Consider the following 13,619-nt stretch of genomic DNA (forward strand, 5'->3'; position numbering starts at 1 on the left):
CCGCCGCCTCGGCCTGGCGACACGGATCGCAGTGGGGGATGCGGTGACGGGAGTGCGCCCTGTACCCGGCGGGGGTTCCGCACTGGCCGGTCCAGTCGGGGAAGGCCGCGGGGTCGTCGATGGTGTCGTCGTCCCACTCCCCGACGGGCGGCCAGCGGTGGGCGATGGCGTAGGAACGGGCGCGGCTGTAGGCCTGGTTGATGACTCCGTGGTCGCGCGGGTCCGTGCGCCACAAGTCGTCGTACAGCTTCCGTGCGGCGCGCTCGGTGGCGGTTTGCACCCGGGCGGATCGCAGGGTCCTGCCGAAGTTGGCTGGCTCCATCCCGAGCCGGTCTGCCAGTTGGGCCTGCGGCCAGCCGGCGGCGACCAGGGCCTGGAGTCGGCGCCGGGTTCCGGTCGCGTCGACGCACACCGCTCCGCCGAGCCGTTCACCTTCCGGGCGGACCGCGAGGAGTCGCTTCGCGGTCTCCGGGCGTACCCCCTTCGACGGTTCCATGCCCCGGTGCGCGGCACCGTAGAGGAGCTTCTCGACGGTGCCTCGGCCGACGCCGGCCATCTCGGCGATGCGCTTCCAGCCCAGGCCGTAGTCCATAAGCATCCGCACGTGGTCGCGGGCGGGGCGGGCGTCGACGTAGGGCTGCCAGCGCCCGTATGCCTGCTGCCGGTAGCGGTCGTTCTCGGCGGCCCTGTTCGCGGTTGTGCATGGCTCGCAGCGGCAGCGCTCGACGACGTACCTGGCGCGGGTTCCGTGTTCCCGGCTCATGCGGCCCCCTCCTTCTTCTTGCCGCGGTTGCTTCCGGGCGTGCTGCCGGGGGTGTTCCTGCGGTGGATGCGGCGGCGTTCGGCTTCGGTGAGCCCGCCGTAGACGCCTTCGTCGAGGCGTTCGTCGAGCGCATATCGCAGGCACTGCTCGGCGACGGGGCAGGCGCGGCAGTACGCCTTGGCGTACTCGGCTTGCCTGGCGTCGGGGAAGAACATGTCGGGGAGGCTGGTTTTCCGGCACTCGGCTTCGTGCCGCCAGTCGCGGTGGGCCATCACGCCGCCTCCTGCTGCGCTTTGCGGTACCGGCTGATGGACTGCTGGAGGTTGTCCTTGGTGACGCCGAGCCGCTCGGCGGCCTGCTCGCGGGTGTGGCCGTGCCGTTCGAGTTCGAGTCCGTTCTCGGCGAGCACCAGGTAGCGGGGCGGCTCGGCGGTGGCGGGGACGAAGTCGGGGTTGTCGAAGTCGTCCGGGTCCCAGTAGCCGAGGCCGGGCCATCCGTTGGCCTTGGCCCGAGACCTCGCCTGCCGGGCGGCCTGCCGGTTGATCCCGTGGTCTTCGGGTGTGATGCCGTCGAGCTGGCTGCAGACAGCGGTGACCTTGGCGGCGGTGGACAGCCGCATCGTGTCCCCGCCTTTGCCGCGCAGGAGGTAGGCGGTGTAGCCGCGGCCTGCTCCGGTCCGTCGGTCGAGCTCGCTGGCCGGCCAACCTTCAGCGGTGAGGGCCTGCAGGCGGCGCATGGTCCCGAGGCTGGGCACGCTGGCCCCGTTCCTGGTGGGCTCATCAGTGGGGGCAGGCGCGGGGACGGCGAGGATGCGGGCGGCGGTGGTGTGGAGCAGGGGCGCTTTGGTGCGCAGGATCTGGTAGATGTGCGAGGGCCCGAGCTTCGCTGCTTCACGGATCTCGACGTCGGTCATCCCTGCGGCGCGCAGCCGCCAGATGCGGGCGATGGCCAGCCCGGACGGCACGTAGCCGCTGCGGCCGGTCTGGCGGAGGTACTTCCACTTGCGGACGCGCTGGGTTTCCGCGGTGGTGCAGGGGGGGCAGGTGCAGCCGCGCCTGTACCGGCCGCTTGTTCCGTGCTTGGGCAGGGGGCCGGGCTGGCGGACTCGGGGCTTGGTCGCGGTGCTCACTGGTTCTCCTCCGTCCGGGTTTTCGCGGGCAGTCGGTACAGCTCTTCGAGGTCCAGCCAGGCGTCGTTGCGCAGGCCGGGCGTGGTGTCGATCCGCGGGTTGAGCTCGACGAGCCGGGCGAGGTGCCGCATCTCGGCGAGTCCTTCGGGGTCGTGGTAGCCGTCGGGGATGTCCTCGCCGATCGGTTCGGCGTCGACGAGCGGGCTGCCCTGGAGCCGGGCCCACGTGCGGTACAGGAGGCCGGCGAGCCACCGGTGCAGGCGGCGGGCCAGCTGATAGGTGACCCACAGGCCGCACGCGGTGAGGAAGAGGGCGCCGGTGATGGCCGCCCACTCGAAGGCTTCGAGCAGGGCCCAGATGCTCACGTCCGCCTCCCCGTGCCGACCCACTGGTGGCAGATGGACCGGTGGACTGTGGCCCGCTTCGACTGGCCGTAGCCGGCGTGCCGGACGATCCCGGCGCGGGCGGCGGCGGCGAACCGGGTGCCCCAGCAGTTGGGGTGCGGGGGTTCGTCCAGCCCGGCCTCGATGAGGTCGGCGGCCTGGAACACGACACCGCGGGCGGCGAACTCGGCGATCTTCTCGTCGCAGCGGGCCGACCACTCGGGATCGAGCTGGCGGACCTTCGCCATGCCCTTGCGCTTGGCCCTCTCGCCCGCGGCCGGGTTCACCGTGCCCGGGGTGGGGGCGGAGATCTGGAGCTGGGTGGTCATCGCCCGGCCTCCTCGTCGACGGCGTTCTCGGGTGCAGAGTTCAGCCAGGCGAGGAGCGGGGCGGCGATGTCGACGGCGCCGTTGGGCCTGTCGAAAACCTTGCGGTTCAGGCCGGGGCAACGGGACTTGAGGACTTCGAGCCGGTTGTCGAGGTCCATTGCCACGGCGATGTCGAACTCGTACTCGATGCCTTTACGCTGCTCGGGCCGCATGCCGACCCGCTTCGGCTTGCCGTTGTCCAGCACCCACTCGGTGTACGAGCGCATCGACGCCACGACGTGGCCGGGGTAGCCGAGGATCGCCGCGACCATGTCGTTCTGGATCGGCGTCCCGTCTTTCCAGCCCGCGAACTTGTTGCCGCCGTACTTCGACTTGGCCCGCTCGACCTGGTCGAGGGTCCCGTCGGTGCCCTTCCAAAAGTGGCTGAGGCTGTCGACGAAGACGACCGGGTATCCGGCCTTGGCGGCGGCTTCGAGTGCGCGGCCGAGGTCTCGGGGGTCGTAGCGGTCCATGGCGAGGGTGTCGAAGTGGATGCCGCTGATGCCCGCGTAGAGGTCGGCGGCGCCTTTCTCGGTATCGATGACCGCGAACTTCTCGCCGCCGGAAAGGCCGTGGCTGATACCGAGGCCGGTCCAGGTCTTCCCCGAGCCGGACATCCCTTGGATGGACAGGCGGGCCTTGCGGCCGGCCTTGGTGGCGGGGCGGAAGCTGAACGGCACCTCGTCGGGCTGCTGCTGTTGCGGTCGGCCGGTGCGGACCGGCGGGGGCAGGGTCATGGGTGGCTCCTAGACGTACTGGCGCTCAAGCCAGGCGGGCGGGGAGATGAGGACGGTGTCGGTGGCGTAGGGCGGCCAGTAGCCGGAGGCGCGGCAGGTCTCGTAGAGCCACAGCGCGCGGGCGTTCCGCTGGCGGGCGATCTCACGCCACCCGAGGTCGAGCTCGACGACGGTCACGAGGTACGGCGGTTCCTTCTCCTGCACGACGAAGTGGAAGGACCCCGTCGGCGGGATCAGGTCGAGCTCGACAGCTCCGGTGCGGTACCAGTCGTCCTGCTGCGCGTAGCCGTACTCACGGACGGCCCTCTCGATGGCCTCCGGGTGGGCGGAGCGGGCCGATTTGTAGTCGACGATTCCGTCTTGGCGCAGGTAGTCGAGGAGGGCCCGGCACCAGATGCCGTCGGTCTGCCAGAGCAGGGTCTGCTCGGCGACGCCGGCCCCCGGGGCCAAGAGTTCCGCGGCCTGCGGGTACTGAAGGAGTTCGGTAGCCATGTCGTGGACCCGCTCGAGGGCTTCCCGCTTCAGCGGGATGTTCCCGGCGGCGCGGATCTTGGCGACGGTGGCCTTGGTCTCGTTGGTGTCCCACCGCTCCTCGTCGACGAGCACCAGTTCGGGGCCGACGCCGAGGACGACGCGGTGGGCCGCGGTGCCGAAGTCGAAGACCGTCTTATGGGGCTGCGGGTGGTCGAGGTCGTACTTGAACCGGGCCGGGCAGTCGGTGAGCTTGCGGGCGCCGGTCGAGGAGAGGCTGCCGCCGGGCACCGGGTCCCCGTGGTACTGCTCGGCGGGGATGTCGTACATCCCGGGGACGATCGTGTCGGCGGTCGTCACGCGGCGGCCTCGACGCAGGTCTCGCAGCGGCCCTGCAGGTCGAACGGGCCGGCGAAGTCGCCGCAGTGGCAGCTGAGCGGGCCGGTCTGCCCTGCGGCGATGCGCTGGAGCTTCGCGATGCCGTCGGGGTCGCTGCGGGCGATCTGGATGGCCATGTACAGCCCCGGGTAGGCGCGGCTGAGGATGGCCCGGTTCGCGACGTCAGCACTGGAGATGGCGGCCATGACGTGCTTGGTGAAGGTGCCAGGTTCGGCGCCGCCTTCGGACCCGTACCCCCACAGGACGTGGCGGGCGGTGTCGGCGGTGATGGTGGGTGTGTCGGTGGCCATGTGACCCTCCTGAAGGGTGTGGTGGACCGGGCCCGCCCCGGTTGGGGGAAGCACGGGGCGGGCCTGGCGGCGGCCGGAGCCGGGGGGTGGCTCGACGGCCGGTCTGGGGTTGTGGTTTGGGCGCCGGGCCGCGGGCCGGTCTCATCCGGCGGCCCGGCACGGTCTAGGCGGTGGCGTCCTGGAGCTCGCCGACCGGGATCTCCTGCGTCTCCTCGGCGTCCCGGGCCTTCGCCGCCCACTTCGGGACGTGCGCCGGGCTGGTGCCGCTGAACGCCTGGTGGAGGGTGAGGACGGGGGCAGGCCGGGTTTCGGCCTCGGCTTCGACGGGGGTCTCCTGGCCGGCCAGTTGCCGCTTCAGCTCCTGCGCTTCGGCCATCCACTGGTCGCGCTCCTTGACCAGGCCCCGCATGCGGGCCTCGTGGAAGGCGGCCAGGTCCCGGTCGAGTGCAGCCCGGTGCTCGGCCGCCTTCAGGGCGCGGTCCAGGTCGACGTGGGCGGAGACGAGGCTGTTGTACTGCTCGCCGCCTGCGGCCAGCCGCTTCTGCAGATCAAGGTTCGCCAGGGTGAGCTTGCTGATGACGGCGTCCCGCTCGGCGATCTGCCGGTGGGCTCCGTCGATCGCCCTGCGCCCGCCCGAGCCGGGGCGGAGGGGGAGGTGGAGGCTCATGCCGCCTCCCCCGTGTCCGCCGCCAGGCTGGCGAGGAGGGCGCGGTGAGTGTCGCTGAGGTGCATGAGCTGGTCAGCCTGCGGGTGGTAGCCGAGGACGACAACCGGGCCGTACTGCCCAGAGATCAGGCTGCCGCCGCGGACCTCATTGACGAACCTGGTGGCGAGGTCGTTGTAGAGGAAGGCGTCGTCGTGGGCGCTGCCCTGGCAGACGATGACGCAGATCGCGTTCTCGCCCGTTCCCCAGTGCGTGAAGTCGGGCTCCCCGCCCAGGGCTTCGATGAGGATCGGACGGCGGTCGTTCTCGGTGACCGCCAGGTCGGTGTACGTGCCGTCCGTCTGGATGAGGACGCCGGTCGGGAAGGGCTTGGGCTCAGGCATTGCGGGTCCCCCTCGGGATGATGCGGGCTTCAAAGGCTGCGAAGGTCTCGGTGAAGCCGGCGGCGGTCGTGGCGACGTAGCCGGACGACGGTCCGAGGAGCGCGGCCCTGAGTGCGGCAGCCGAGACGGGCGCCAGCACCTTGATGAGCGGGCCGTGGTCCCGGTACACGGTGGGCAGCGGGACTGCGCTGTCGGCGTCGAACTTGCCGTGGTACGTGGACTGCATCAGCGGCTCTGGCGGCGCGCCGTCCGTCCACTTGCCAGTCCAGCGCCATTCGACGCCGGCGGTGTCGACGTAGGTGCACGTGAGGTCGAACCAGTGGCCGTCGTGCTGGTAGTGGGCCATCAGACGGCCTCCTTGCGTGCCTTGGGCTTGCGGGGCTTGCCGGTGTGCTGGCCGTGGATGGTGGCGAGGACGCCGAGGTAGTCGCTGATAGCGGCCTCGGGCCACTTCTTCTCGTCGGGCCCGTACAGGCGGTGGGCCAGCCGGTCGGCCTCGGCGAGCTCGGACTCTTCGAGGTCGCGGACACGCAGGTAGCGGCTCATGACGTCACCCGCTCAGCTGCCGACTCCAGTGCGGCGATGACCTCGTCTGCGGTCCGCTCGGGTGCGTCGTTCCAGGCGCCGAGGCGGCCAACTGGCTCCAGGATCTGATCGTTCTCGATGCCGATCAGGTCAGCGAGGCGTGAGGCGACTGCGTTGTACGTACCCCGGGTGCTGTCGGTCCAGAGGATGGGCGGGACAGGGTCACCGGTGATCGCCACGGACAGGGCTCCCGCGATGCACACCGGGCACCGTGACCAATTGGCCGTCGAGCCGGATGGGTCCGGCCCCCAGTAGTACCCCTGGTTGAACCCCCGCCCACGGACCACGTCGGCGGCCTTCAGGAACAGTTCGCGGTCGTTCATGACACCCTCCCGGGCTGCTTCTTCAGGCTGACGGGGCCCCAGTTGAAGACGGCGGCCAGGCGCAGGAACGTGGCGTCGACGAGGTCGAGGTCGTGGTCCTGGACGACATGCAGGGCATCGTCGAGCCGCTGCCGGGCGATCAGGGCGGCCATGTCGGAGGCGACCTGTGCGGCCGGGACGTCGAGGCGGTCGATGCTCATGACGTCGCCTCCGCATCGGCTGTCTCGGAGGAACTGGCTTCGACGATCTCGACCATCGACCGCCACTTCGCGCACGCGGCTTCGACCAGGAGCAGCGTCTCCGAATCGGGGATCTTGTGCTTGATCCGCCACCGGTTCGATGCGGCATGGGCAAGCCCGTCGAGGAAGGCGTGAAGGTCGGCGTCGTTGAGCCGGTGGGCCCACGGCAGGGCTGGGGTTGCGGCGCGTTCCTGCGCTTGCTGCTCAGCCTTCAGCCGCGCCGGAGCTTCGGCGGCCAGCACCTCGACGCGATAGGCGTCGAGCAGCGCGTTCACGTGCTCGGTGTAGCCGTAGCGGTCGGCGTACTCCAGCAGGTCATCTCGGGCGCTCATGCCGCCACCTGCTTCCGGGCGGCGTCGTACTGGGCGATGCCAGCGACGGTGGCGTGGCACTGCCACAGGTAGCGCCAGTCGAAGTCTTCGAACGACAGGTCCCAGTTGTCAGGGAACCGAAGCGTGACCTCGCCGAAGCGGAACTGGTTGCACGCGAAGCGGGCCGTCTCTTCGTACTCCGTGCTGTGCTCGTCGGAGTGAAGGATCTGCCTGCCGACTGCTTCCACGGTGCCCGGGTATCGGGCCTCCAGTGCGGCGGCCTCTTCGGTCACCCAGGCGCGGAACTTCGGCTCCGACCAGGACTTGAACTCGCCCGCACGAACCTTCTCCCCCCAGTAGCCGGGGTTGATGTGCTGCGAGCCGTCGCGCCAGATTCCGGAGCGGAAGAAGACGAGCATGTCCTCCGTGTCCGGCCCGAAGCGGCAGAAGTGGAAGGAGTCGTGCGACCCGTTGACGATCAGGTTGTACGGCCAGGTGAGCAGGTCCCACCAGTAGAGGGAGTTATCGAGCGGCGCGAACCGCAGGTGCCGGTACAGCCCGTCGTCGTGCAGGACCGTCATCCGGTGGTCGGCCGTGTCACGGGCGAAGCGGGCGGCGATGTCGGGGTAGTCGGTCATCGGGTGCCTCCCGCAGTCACGACGAGGCGGGGGTCGAAGCTCGCCAGCACCTTGTTCGCGCGGGCCAGTTCGGCGAGCTGGTACTCGCGGGCCTCAGCGGTGAACGGGGTGCCGCACAGGCGGACCAGGTACGCGGCGTCGGACGCCGCCTTCTCCGCGAGGAGGATCCGGTCAGGGACCGGAGAGGTTGGTGCGACGATGGGGAGCACGTGGCTCCCTCCTTTCACAGTGGCGAGGGTTGCTGCGGAGGCCCTGCTGCCGGTGTGTCGAAGCCCGGCGGTGGGGCCGAATTGCCGACTAGGCGGCGGTGGAGAGCTCGGCGGGGCGGCTCTCGTGGTTGTCCTTGTCGGCGCCTTCGAGTTCTCCTCGGACGTGCGCCTCGATCTCGCTGATCTTGTAGGCGAGGCGGCCGTGGTAGCGCTTGGGCTGGGGCCCCTTGCCGAGGTGGTGGTAGTTCCAGAGCGTGGAGACGCTGAGGCTCATAAGGCGAGCAGCATCCTTGGTCCACACGTGTCCGGGCGGGGGCGGTGGGGCAGCAGCATCCCCTGTACTAGGGGGTGTGTCCGGCCAGCTTATCGGCGGGCACTGACAGTCGGACGGGCTTCAGCGGCAGTGGCTGCACGGCGCGACGCCGCAGAGGGAATGGTCCCGCCGACGGCCTGCCGACTGCGCCGAGTGCGCGATGTCCCGGTCGACTGCCTCCGCTAGCTCGCATTCGCTATCACAGAACGGGTCCCGGTTGGCACCGTGGCTCCAGACCAGGTCGGGCTCGCTCCCTCGTAGCGGCATCCCGCAGAACGTGCATTCCATCGCATCCTCCTCGGTGACATGGTGCTGTCACTAGGAACAGACGACGTAACTCAGCCGGGCTGCTGACACGGCCCTATAATCGAACACATGTCCGACCTGCCCCCCGACCTGCCACGCCTCCTCACGCTGGAGACCTGGCATGCCATGCAGTTGGAGCGGATACGGGCAGCTATCCGCGTCGCGGAGGAGACCGAGGTGTCCCGCCGCAGGGAGGAGGAGCGCCTCGCGCAGCCGCCGCCGGAGTGGCTGGCCGAACCGAGCCCTGCCGGTGGGCCGGGCACGGTCCACTGCGGGTACTGCGGGTTCCACGGTGGGCGGGTGCGGGGCATCGGGGTCGACGCGGCCAGGCGGGCGCTGGTCGAGGGTGCGGAGGCATGCCCGGCCTGTCGGCCAGACACGGCACTGGGGCTGCTGGATTAGCGCACGGGTCTGGTGCCCCGTCCTCTGCCTGATCTACGGTGTGTGCGCGGCCAGCATTCGTGTCGCAACGACCCTTCGGGGCGTGGGCTCAGCCCGCCATGCTGGCCGCACCTTGCGTTAGGCGCCGAGCGCGTTCTCCCAGGGCCACCGTGCGTCCCGGCCAGCTTCCAGCAGCGGGATCATCCGGAACGCCTGGTCGGTGAGGCCCCCGAACGTGTGCCGGTTCTGCCCGCCGGACGGGGCGTGGCCTGCCGCGTACCCCGCGAGGTTCCACGTGTACAGCGGCACCGTCTGCGGGATGCTCGCGGTCACCTCGTGCGCGTCGTGCCCGGCCTGCTCGTCGGTGACGATGACGACCCGGTCGTGCCCGCGGAAGGTCTCGCGAATGGCAGCGGCCGTGTCGGTGCCGCCGCCGAGGAACCAGCCGCCGTCCTTCCATTTCCGCACGTCGCCGAGGAGCGAGCCCCCGCGGGTCAGGGGGAACGCCTTGACCTTCGCCCCGGGGGCTTCGTTCACGTAGTAGCGGGCGGAGGAGAACGACACCACGTCCGCCTGGGTGCAGCGCATGCCGAGGGCGATCCCGAACAGCGCCGCGGCGTCCCAGCGCATCAGGGAGCCGTCCCGTGAGAACGACTCGTGCATCGAGCTGGACGTGTCGACGAGGACGAGGGTGCGCCCGTCGAGCGTCGGGATGTTGGCGAGGGATGCGGTGAGGGCCTTGTCGAGGGCGTGACCCCAGCGGAGCGACGGGGCGGCGTTGAACGCGGAGTAGAACCGCATGGGCAGCTGCCGGGAGCGGGCGACCTGCTCGGGGTCGGCGAGCTTGCGGGCGACCGTGTCGGCGACCTCGTCGGAGACTCCGGCCTCGTCGAAGTTCCGCAGGTTCCGCAGCAGCGCCATGTAGCCCATGGAGGGGATGACGGCTTCCCACGCTGCCTTGTCCATGGGCCCCTGCAGCCAGCCGGCCAGCGCCTCCCACGTCATGCCTGCACGCTGGAGCAGCTCCTGGTGGCGGGCGAGGACGTCGCGCCGGTCGGCGATTGGTGTGGACATCAGCTGATCCCGCGCAATGAGCGTGGAGAGGCGGGCGGGGATGTCCTCGTCCCGCTTCATCCTGCGGTCGAGGGCGTGCTTGAACAGGTCTCCCTGCCACGGCTTTCCGTCGGCCGGGCTGGGGTGCACGAGGTTGAGGACGTCGCCGAACCGGTAGCCCTTGGAGACCGTGTCGTGCTTGAGCAGCGACCGCTCGTTGTAGAGACGCTGCACCGCGTCGGCGAGGCCGCGCTTCACGGGCTTGGGGAGCTTCCGCCCGTACTTGCCGGTCCAGTAGCCGAGGAACTCGCCCGGCTCGTCGGCCCGCTGGAGAACGGAGTCGATGACCTGGCGGGAGTGCCCGACGGCGCCGGCTTCGAGGCGGGCCTTCGTGAACTCGGCGGCCCCGACCAGGGATGCGGTGCGCATGTTGGCGTCGGAGCGCAGCCACCGCAGGAAGCCGGTGCACCACTCCGGATCGATGACGGCGACCTGACGGACGAGCTGGGTGTAGCGGTCGTCGCGCTGGCCGCCCTTCTCGTAGAAGGTGTCGGTGCCCACGAAGTTCGAGACGGCGAGGAGGAACAGCGCGGACTTGGTGTCACGCAGGTAGCCGGTGCCGCCCTCGGCGGTGACGGTGCGCTCCCCGGTCGTGGTCACGGGCGAGCTGGCAGCGGGACGAGCCGTGCGGACGTTGAAGCGTGACATACGAAAAAATCCCCTCACATGGAGGGGAAGCGCAGCAGTGAGGTGCCCGAGATCAAAGTCGGTGACGGAGACAAGGTGCTCTACCAACTGAGCTACGGAAGCCGCTAAGCCACCGGCGGGACTCGAACCCGCGACCACCCCATTAGCAGTGGAAGTATCCGTCGCCTGCGCACCGGGCACCCCCGATGCTGTGCCTCCCGAGATCAAAGTCGGCGATGCGGTGCCTTTACCAAAGAAGTAACCGCGGGCCTGCGCACCGGGAGGTGCATGAAGTTGTAGCAGCAGCGTACACGGCGGCACGGACACGGAGTAGGAATTCCATCTCGGCACAGGCGAGTTGGCATGACAAAACCCCCTCCCCGGCGGTGAAGCCAGGGAGGGGGCGCCCCGCCGAAGCGGGGTCAACCGACCTCTGAAACACAGAAGCGGATCATCCCCGCCGGAGCGGGGTCGGCGCTCCGACCGTACCAACTACCTGCCCAGCCACGCATCGATATCGACGCGACCCCGCAGACGCGACGAAAGCCCCCACCGCCCGAAGGCGGTGGGGGCTTCTTCACTTCTGCGGTCCGGCCGACTCGTCCCTGGGTTTCCGCTGCCTCAGCCACGCGGCGACCGCGTCGACGTCTGCCGGGTCGAGGCGGGCCAGCACGTCGATGACCTCCTCGTCGCGGGACCCCTTCGCCACGCCCGACTCCGACAGGGCGGCCTGCAGCCGGGCTTCGTTGGCGCGCTCCATCCCGGACTGTGCAGCGTCCGGCAGCCCGCGGGCAGGGGGTGGCGGCGCAGGCACGGGCGGTGGGTCCGCGAGACCGAGACGGACCAGCGACTCCAGGTCACCGGCCGTGTCGTCGACTCGCGGGCGGGCCGGTCGTTGCGACATGGTCACACTCCAGTTCGGTTGTACTGATCCACGCGCTCCGGAGGCGGCGGAGGATCGATGCCGTTCTGCCTCATCAGACCGGTCAGCTCGGACACGTACCAGGAGAAGGAACGCACCAGCCCGCTGAGGCTGTCGATGCGGTGCTCCGTGCGGTCAACTTTCCTCTCCAGGCCCTCCCGAATCTCCCGGAACGAGGCGAGATCGGCCTGACGCTGGGCAGGCTCCGCCGCCACCGCGGCCGTCGCCCGCTGTGCTTCCGCGGTCATTCGCGCCGCCGCCCGCGTCGCCCGCGCGGCGAAGAGACCCGCGCCCAGCAGTGCGACCGCGCCCAGCAACGACCCGATCACCTGCCATGCTCCGCTCATCTACGCTCCCTCCGTGCCGCGTGGGGAACGGAGTGCTCGGGCACCGATGCCGCCCACAAGATCAAACCCACATGCCCGATGGCGTACCACGCGGCGAAGGCCAGCCCGCGCGCGTATTCACCCGACAGTGCCCCCCACAGGAACGCGCCGCCCCACACGAAGGGCGGGATCAGAGCGGCGACGAATCCGCCCCAGTCCCGGCCGACGCGCAGCCAGGCGCACCCGAAGGTGACCGTTCCGCAGATGATCCACACCGAGGACCAGCAACGGATGTCCGCAAGCCTGGTGAGCAGCCCGAGCCCGATCGGATCGGGGACCGGCTGAAGGGCGTAGCCGAGCCCGAAGCACACCTTCGCCGTGCCAAGGATCATCAGGGCCGTGCCGCGGCGGCCCACTCGGGCCTGGACGTGCCGCGCCGTCAGACGCAGCACTCAGGCCGCCTTCACCACGCTCGACTGCTCGATTCGCAGTTGAGCAATCGGGGCGGTGACCTGCGGGCGGACGACGAACAGGGCGACCGCTCCCTCGATGGCGATTGCCCACAGGGTCTGTTGTTCGACCGTCATGTCGCGACCAAGTGCCAGATAGAGAGCTACGCCGGCGTGACCGAGGTTCACGAGCGCGGCGAAAGCGGCACCCGACCTGAGGATGAACACCTCGGCAACGGCGACGGCGCAGGAGAGGGCCACCACGATCGCGGTCTGGAGCTCGACGGACAGGTCGAGCCCGTAGGCGGAACCGAGCTTGAGGGTGATGGCGATGAACGCCAGGATGACGACGGGCTCTCTGCCGAAGATCTTCACTTGTCCTCCTGGAGTGCCTCGATGAGTGCCTTGAGCTGTGCTTCGATGCGGTCGTTGATCTGCTTCTCGACTGCGTCGAAGCGGGCCATCAGCTCGTGGTGGAACTTGTCCTGGTAGGCGAGGAAGGTGCTGGCCGACCGGGTGGGGTCGCCCTTCTTCGGGTCGGCGGTGGGGCTGGTGATGCGCTGTGCCCAGACCTTGTCGACGATTCGTTTGATCTCTGCGTCGGTCAGTGCCACGTCGTCCTCCTCGGGGGGTGTGCCGCCCTTCGCGGCGGCGAGGATGCGGGCGAAGGGCAGGTTGCCCGGGTCGCCGTGGTCGTTCTCGGGCACGTGCTGGTGGCCGCACCAGCCGCGGAAGTTGGTCCACTGGCTGAAGGTCATGCGCACGCTGGTGTTGCCGTAGCTCGCCGGGTACGCCCGCCACTCCGGCACTCCGACCAGCGGAACGCCGTGGTTGGTGAGCAGCCAGCGCATCAGCCAGGCCATGTCGCGCACTGCCCAGTCGGGCGGCTCGGGCCAGTAGATGTGCGGGACTCCCCGCCGCGTCCAGTCCGCGTGCCGGGCGGGGTCGCAGGTGCCGACGAGTTCCCACTGGAAGACGTTCGCCGTGTTCGTCAGCACCCCGCCGGCTTTGTTCACGAGGGCACGGGCGGACTCGTCGATGTCGAAGTGCTGGTGGTGGACGAGCCGTTTGTTCTTGAAGTCCGGCACGGAGGTGACCGTCGGTGCCGACGACCCCTGGTTGTAGTCGTAGAGGGTGGAGCCCTCCGTGGTGTGGATGACGCCGCAGTTGACCTCCATGTCGGAGCCTGAGTAGCGGTCGTTCCCGAAGAACAGGTCGAGCACGGCCCCGGGGATCCGCTGGGGTCCGGTTCTGGTCACGATGCCTCCAGACATGCAAAAGGCCCCGACT

The 13,619-nt window shown here is 69.7% G+C and carries 24 protein-coding genes and 1 pseudogene; 1 reads left to right on the forward strand and 24 read right to left on the reverse strand.

The window, feature by feature from the left end; translation table 11 throughout:
• From HNQ79_RS31335 to HNQ79_RS31420, 18 genes and pseudogenes are all read right to left on the reverse strand, one after another.
• Nucleotides 1–763: pseudogene (locus HNQ79_RS31335) on the reverse strand (hypothetical protein); the annotation flags it as partial.
• A complete protein-coding gene (locus HNQ79_RS31340; RefSeq protein ID WP_185036371.1) occupies nt 760–1,035 on the reverse strand; it encodes a WhiB family transcriptional regulator in 276 nt (91 codons plus the stop codon). The pseudogene HNQ79_RS31335 and the gene HNQ79_RS31340, both read right to left, overlap by 4 nt.
• Nucleotides 1,035–1,892, reverse strand: coding sequence for a hypothetical protein (locus HNQ79_RS31345; RefSeq protein ID WP_185036372.1), 858 nt, complete (start codon nt 1,890–1,892; stop codon nt 1,035–1,037). Before HNQ79_RS31345 ends, HNQ79_RS31340 begins: the two co-directional genes overlap by 1 nt.
• Nucleotides 1,889–2,257 (reverse strand): hypothetical protein, encoded by a 369-nt coding sequence (locus HNQ79_RS31350; RefSeq protein ID WP_185036373.1) that lies wholly within the window; start codon nt 2,255–2,257, stop codon nt 1,889–1,891. Before HNQ79_RS31350 ends, HNQ79_RS31345 begins: the two co-directional genes overlap by 4 nt.
• Nucleotides 2,254–2,604, reverse strand: coding sequence for a hypothetical protein (locus HNQ79_RS31355; RefSeq protein WP_185036374.1), 351 nt, complete (start codon nt 2,602–2,604; stop codon nt 2,254–2,256). The genes HNQ79_RS31350 and HNQ79_RS31355 overlap by 4 nt, the downstream gene beginning before the upstream one ends.
• A complete protein-coding gene (locus HNQ79_RS31360) occupies nt 2,601–3,380 on the reverse strand; it encodes an ATP-binding protein (RefSeq protein WP_185036375.1) in 780 nt (259 codons plus the stop codon). Before HNQ79_RS31360 ends, HNQ79_RS31355 begins: the two co-directional genes overlap by 4 nt.
• Before the next feature lie 9 nt (nt 3,381–3,389).
• Nucleotides 3,390–4,211, reverse strand: a complete 822-nt coding sequence (locus HNQ79_RS31365) for a PD-(D/E)XK nuclease-like domain-containing protein (RefSeq protein ID WP_229923813.1) — start codon at nt 4,209–4,211, stop codon at nt 3,390–3,392.
• Entirely contained in the window at nt 4,208–4,540 is a 333-nt protein-coding gene (locus HNQ79_RS31370) for a hypothetical protein (protein ID WP_185036376.1), read from the reverse strand. Before HNQ79_RS31370 ends, HNQ79_RS31365 begins: the two co-directional genes overlap by 4 nt.
• Nucleotides 4,541–4,703: 163 nt before the next feature.
• A complete protein-coding gene (locus tag HNQ79_RS31375) occupies nt 4,704–5,207 on the reverse strand; it encodes a hypothetical protein (RefSeq protein ID WP_185036377.1) in 504 nt (167 codons plus the stop codon).
• Nucleotides 5,204–5,587: a hypothetical protein gene (locus HNQ79_RS31380; protein WP_185036378.1), complete on the reverse strand. Its 384-nt coding sequence runs from the start codon at nt 5,585–5,587 to the stop codon at nt 5,204–5,206. The genes HNQ79_RS31375 and HNQ79_RS31380 overlap by 4 nt, the downstream gene beginning before the upstream one ends.
• Entirely contained in the window at nt 5,580–5,933 is a 354-nt protein-coding gene (locus HNQ79_RS31385; protein ID WP_185036379.1) for a phiSA1p31-related protein, read from the reverse strand. Before HNQ79_RS31385 ends, HNQ79_RS31380 begins: the two co-directional genes overlap by 8 nt.
• Nucleotides 5,933–6,133: a hypothetical protein gene (locus tag HNQ79_RS31390; RefSeq protein ID WP_185036380.1), complete on the reverse strand. Its 201-nt coding sequence runs from the start codon at nt 6,131–6,133 to the stop codon at nt 5,933–5,935. Before HNQ79_RS31390 ends, HNQ79_RS31385 begins: the two co-directional genes overlap by 1 nt.
• Entirely contained in the window at nt 6,130–6,495 is a 366-nt protein-coding gene (locus tag HNQ79_RS31395; RefSeq protein ID WP_185036381.1) for a DUF6197 family protein, read from the reverse strand. The genes HNQ79_RS31390 and HNQ79_RS31395 overlap by 4 nt, the downstream gene beginning before the upstream one ends.
• Nucleotides 6,492–6,695 carry a hypothetical protein gene (locus HNQ79_RS31400; RefSeq protein ID WP_185036382.1) on the reverse strand — a complete coding sequence of 68 codons (204 nt, stop codon included), beginning with the start codon at nt 6,693–6,695 and terminating at the stop codon, nt 6,492–6,494. Before HNQ79_RS31400 ends, HNQ79_RS31395 begins: the two co-directional genes overlap by 4 nt.
• Nucleotides 6,692–7,066 (reverse strand): hypothetical protein, encoded by a 375-nt coding sequence (locus tag HNQ79_RS31405; RefSeq protein WP_185036383.1) that lies wholly within the window; start codon nt 7,064–7,066, stop codon nt 6,692–6,694. The genes HNQ79_RS31400 and HNQ79_RS31405 overlap by 4 nt, the downstream gene beginning before the upstream one ends.
• The gene (locus HNQ79_RS31410; RefSeq protein ID WP_185036384.1) at nt 7,063–7,683 is read right to left on the reverse strand and encodes a hypothetical protein; all 621 of its coding nucleotides are present in this window, start codon (nt 7,681–7,683) and stop codon (nt 7,063–7,065) included. Before HNQ79_RS31410 ends, HNQ79_RS31405 begins: the two co-directional genes overlap by 4 nt.
• Nucleotides 7,680–7,892, reverse strand: coding sequence for a hypothetical protein (locus HNQ79_RS31415; protein ID WP_185036385.1), 213 nt, complete (start codon nt 7,890–7,892; stop codon nt 7,680–7,682). The genes HNQ79_RS31410 and HNQ79_RS31415 overlap by 4 nt, the downstream gene beginning before the upstream one ends.
• A gap of 88 nt (nt 7,893–7,980) precedes the next feature.
• Nucleotides 7,981–8,166, reverse strand: a complete 186-nt coding sequence (locus HNQ79_RS31420) for a hypothetical protein (RefSeq protein ID WP_185036386.1) — start codon at nt 8,164–8,166, stop codon at nt 7,981–7,983.
• 414 nt (nt 8,167–8,580) lie between these two features.
• On the opposite strand from HNQ79_RS31420, the gene HNQ79_RS31425 reads away from it, so the two are divergent.
• Nucleotides 8,581–8,913 (forward strand): DUF6233 domain-containing protein, encoded by a 333-nt coding sequence (locus tag HNQ79_RS31425; protein ID WP_185036387.1) that lies wholly within the window; start codon nt 8,581–8,583, stop codon nt 8,911–8,913.
• A gap of 117 nt (nt 8,914–9,030) precedes the next feature.
• On the opposite strand, the gene HNQ79_RS31430 is transcribed toward HNQ79_RS31425, so the two are convergent.
• The 6 genes from HNQ79_RS31430 to HNQ79_RS31455 all read right to left on the reverse strand — a co-directional run bounded on the left by HNQ79_RS31430 (nt 9,031) and on the right by HNQ79_RS31455 (nt 13,588).
• The gene (locus tag HNQ79_RS31430) at nt 9,031–10,653 is read right to left on the reverse strand and encodes a TROVE domain-containing protein (RefSeq protein WP_185036388.1); all 1,623 of its coding nucleotides are present in this window, start codon (nt 10,651–10,653) and stop codon (nt 9,031–9,033) included.
• Between the two features lie 556 nt (nt 10,654–11,209).
• Complete coding sequence (locus HNQ79_RS31435) at nt 11,210–11,536, reverse strand: hypothetical protein (RefSeq protein ID WP_185036389.1); 327 nt, start codon at nt 11,534–11,536, stop codon at nt 11,210–11,212.
• Between the two features lie 2 nt (nt 11,537–11,538).
• Nucleotides 11,539–11,901 (reverse strand): hypothetical protein, encoded by a 363-nt coding sequence (locus HNQ79_RS31440; RefSeq protein ID WP_185036390.1) that lies wholly within the window; start codon nt 11,899–11,901, stop codon nt 11,539–11,541.
• The gene (locus HNQ79_RS31445; RefSeq protein WP_229923809.1) at nt 11,898–12,332 is read right to left on the reverse strand and encodes a hypothetical protein; all 435 of its coding nucleotides are present in this window, start codon (nt 12,330–12,332) and stop codon (nt 11,898–11,900) included. Before HNQ79_RS31445 ends, HNQ79_RS31440 begins: the two co-directional genes overlap by 4 nt.
• Nucleotides 12,333–12,704, reverse strand: a complete 372-nt coding sequence (locus HNQ79_RS31450; RefSeq protein ID WP_185036391.1) for a hypothetical protein — start codon at nt 12,702–12,704, stop codon at nt 12,333–12,335.
• A complete protein-coding gene (locus tag HNQ79_RS31455; protein WP_185036392.1) occupies nt 12,701–13,588 on the reverse strand; it encodes an N-acetylmuramoyl-L-alanine amidase in 888 nt (295 codons plus the stop codon). The genes HNQ79_RS31450 and HNQ79_RS31455 overlap by 4 nt, the downstream gene beginning before the upstream one ends.
• Between the last annotated feature and the right edge of the window lie 31 nt (nt 13,589–13,619).

It is taken from the genome of Streptomyces candidus (assembly GCF_014207445.1).
In the GTDB taxonomy this organism is placed as follows: domain Bacteria; phylum Actinomycetota; class Actinomycetes; order Streptomycetales; family Streptomycetaceae; genus Streptomyces; species Streptomyces candidus.

Coding starts and splice junctions, on each gene's coding strand:
- HNQ79_RS31430 (WP_185036388.1), bottom strand. CDS start 10,653: ATGTCACGCTTCAACGTCCGCACGGCTCGTCCCGCTGCCAGCTCGCCC.
- HNQ79_RS31390 (WP_185036380.1), bottom strand. CDS start 6,133: ATGAGCCGCTACCTGCGTGTCCGCGACCTCGAAGAGTCCGAGCTCGCC.
- HNQ79_RS31385 (WP_185036379.1), bottom strand. CDS start 5,933: ATGGCCCACTACCAGCACGACGGCCACTGGTTCGACCTCACGTGCACC.
- HNQ79_RS31420 (WP_185036386.1), bottom strand. CDS start 8,166: ATGAGCCTCAGCGTCTCCACGCTCTGGAACTACCACCACCTCGGCAAG.
- HNQ79_RS31360 (WP_185036375.1), bottom strand. CDS start 3,380: ATGACCCTGCCCCCGCCGGTCCGCACCGGCCGACCGCAACAGCAGCAG.
- HNQ79_RS31395 (WP_185036381.1), bottom strand. CDS start 6,495: ATGAACGACCGCGAACTGTTCCTGAAGGCCGCCGACGTGGTCCGTGGG.
- HNQ79_RS31340 (WP_185036371.1), bottom strand. CDS start 1,035: ATGGCCCACCGCGACTGGCGGCACGAAGCCGAGTGCCGGAAAACCAGC.
- HNQ79_RS31405 (WP_185036383.1), bottom strand. CDS start 7,066: ATGAGCGCCCGAGATGACCTGCTGGAGTACGCCGACCGCTACGGCTAC.
- HNQ79_RS31400 (WP_185036382.1), bottom strand. CDS start 6,695: ATGAGCATCGACCGCCTCGACGTCCCGGCCGCACAGGTCGCCTCCGAC.
- HNQ79_RS31370 (WP_185036376.1), bottom strand. CDS start 4,540: ATGGCCACCGACACACCCACCATCACCGCCGACACCGCCCGCCACGTC.
- HNQ79_RS31435 (WP_185036389.1), bottom strand. CDS start 11,536: ATGTCGCAACGACCGGCCCGCCCGCGAGTCGACGACACGGCCGGTGAC.
- HNQ79_RS31425 (WP_185036387.1), top strand. CDS start 8,581: ATGTCCGACCTGCCCCCCGACCTGCCACGCCTCCTCACGCTGGAGACC.
- HNQ79_RS31355 (WP_185036374.1), bottom strand. CDS start 2,604: ATGACCACCCAGCTCCAGATCTCCGCCCCCACCCCGGGCACGGTGAAC.
- HNQ79_RS31410 (WP_185036384.1), bottom strand. CDS start 7,683: ATGACCGACTACCCCGACATCGCCGCCCGCTTCGCCCGTGACACGGCC.
- HNQ79_RS31440 (WP_185036390.1), bottom strand. CDS start 11,901: ATGAGCGGAGCATGGCAGGTGATCGGGTCGTTGCTGGGCGCGGTCGCA.
- HNQ79_RS31380 (WP_185036378.1), bottom strand. CDS start 5,587: ATGCCTGAGCCCAAGCCCTTCCCGACCGGCGTCCTCATCCAGACGGAC.
- HNQ79_RS31375 (WP_185036377.1), bottom strand. CDS start 5,207: ATGAGCCTCCACCTCCCCCTCCGCCCCGGCTCGGGCGGGCGCAGGGCG.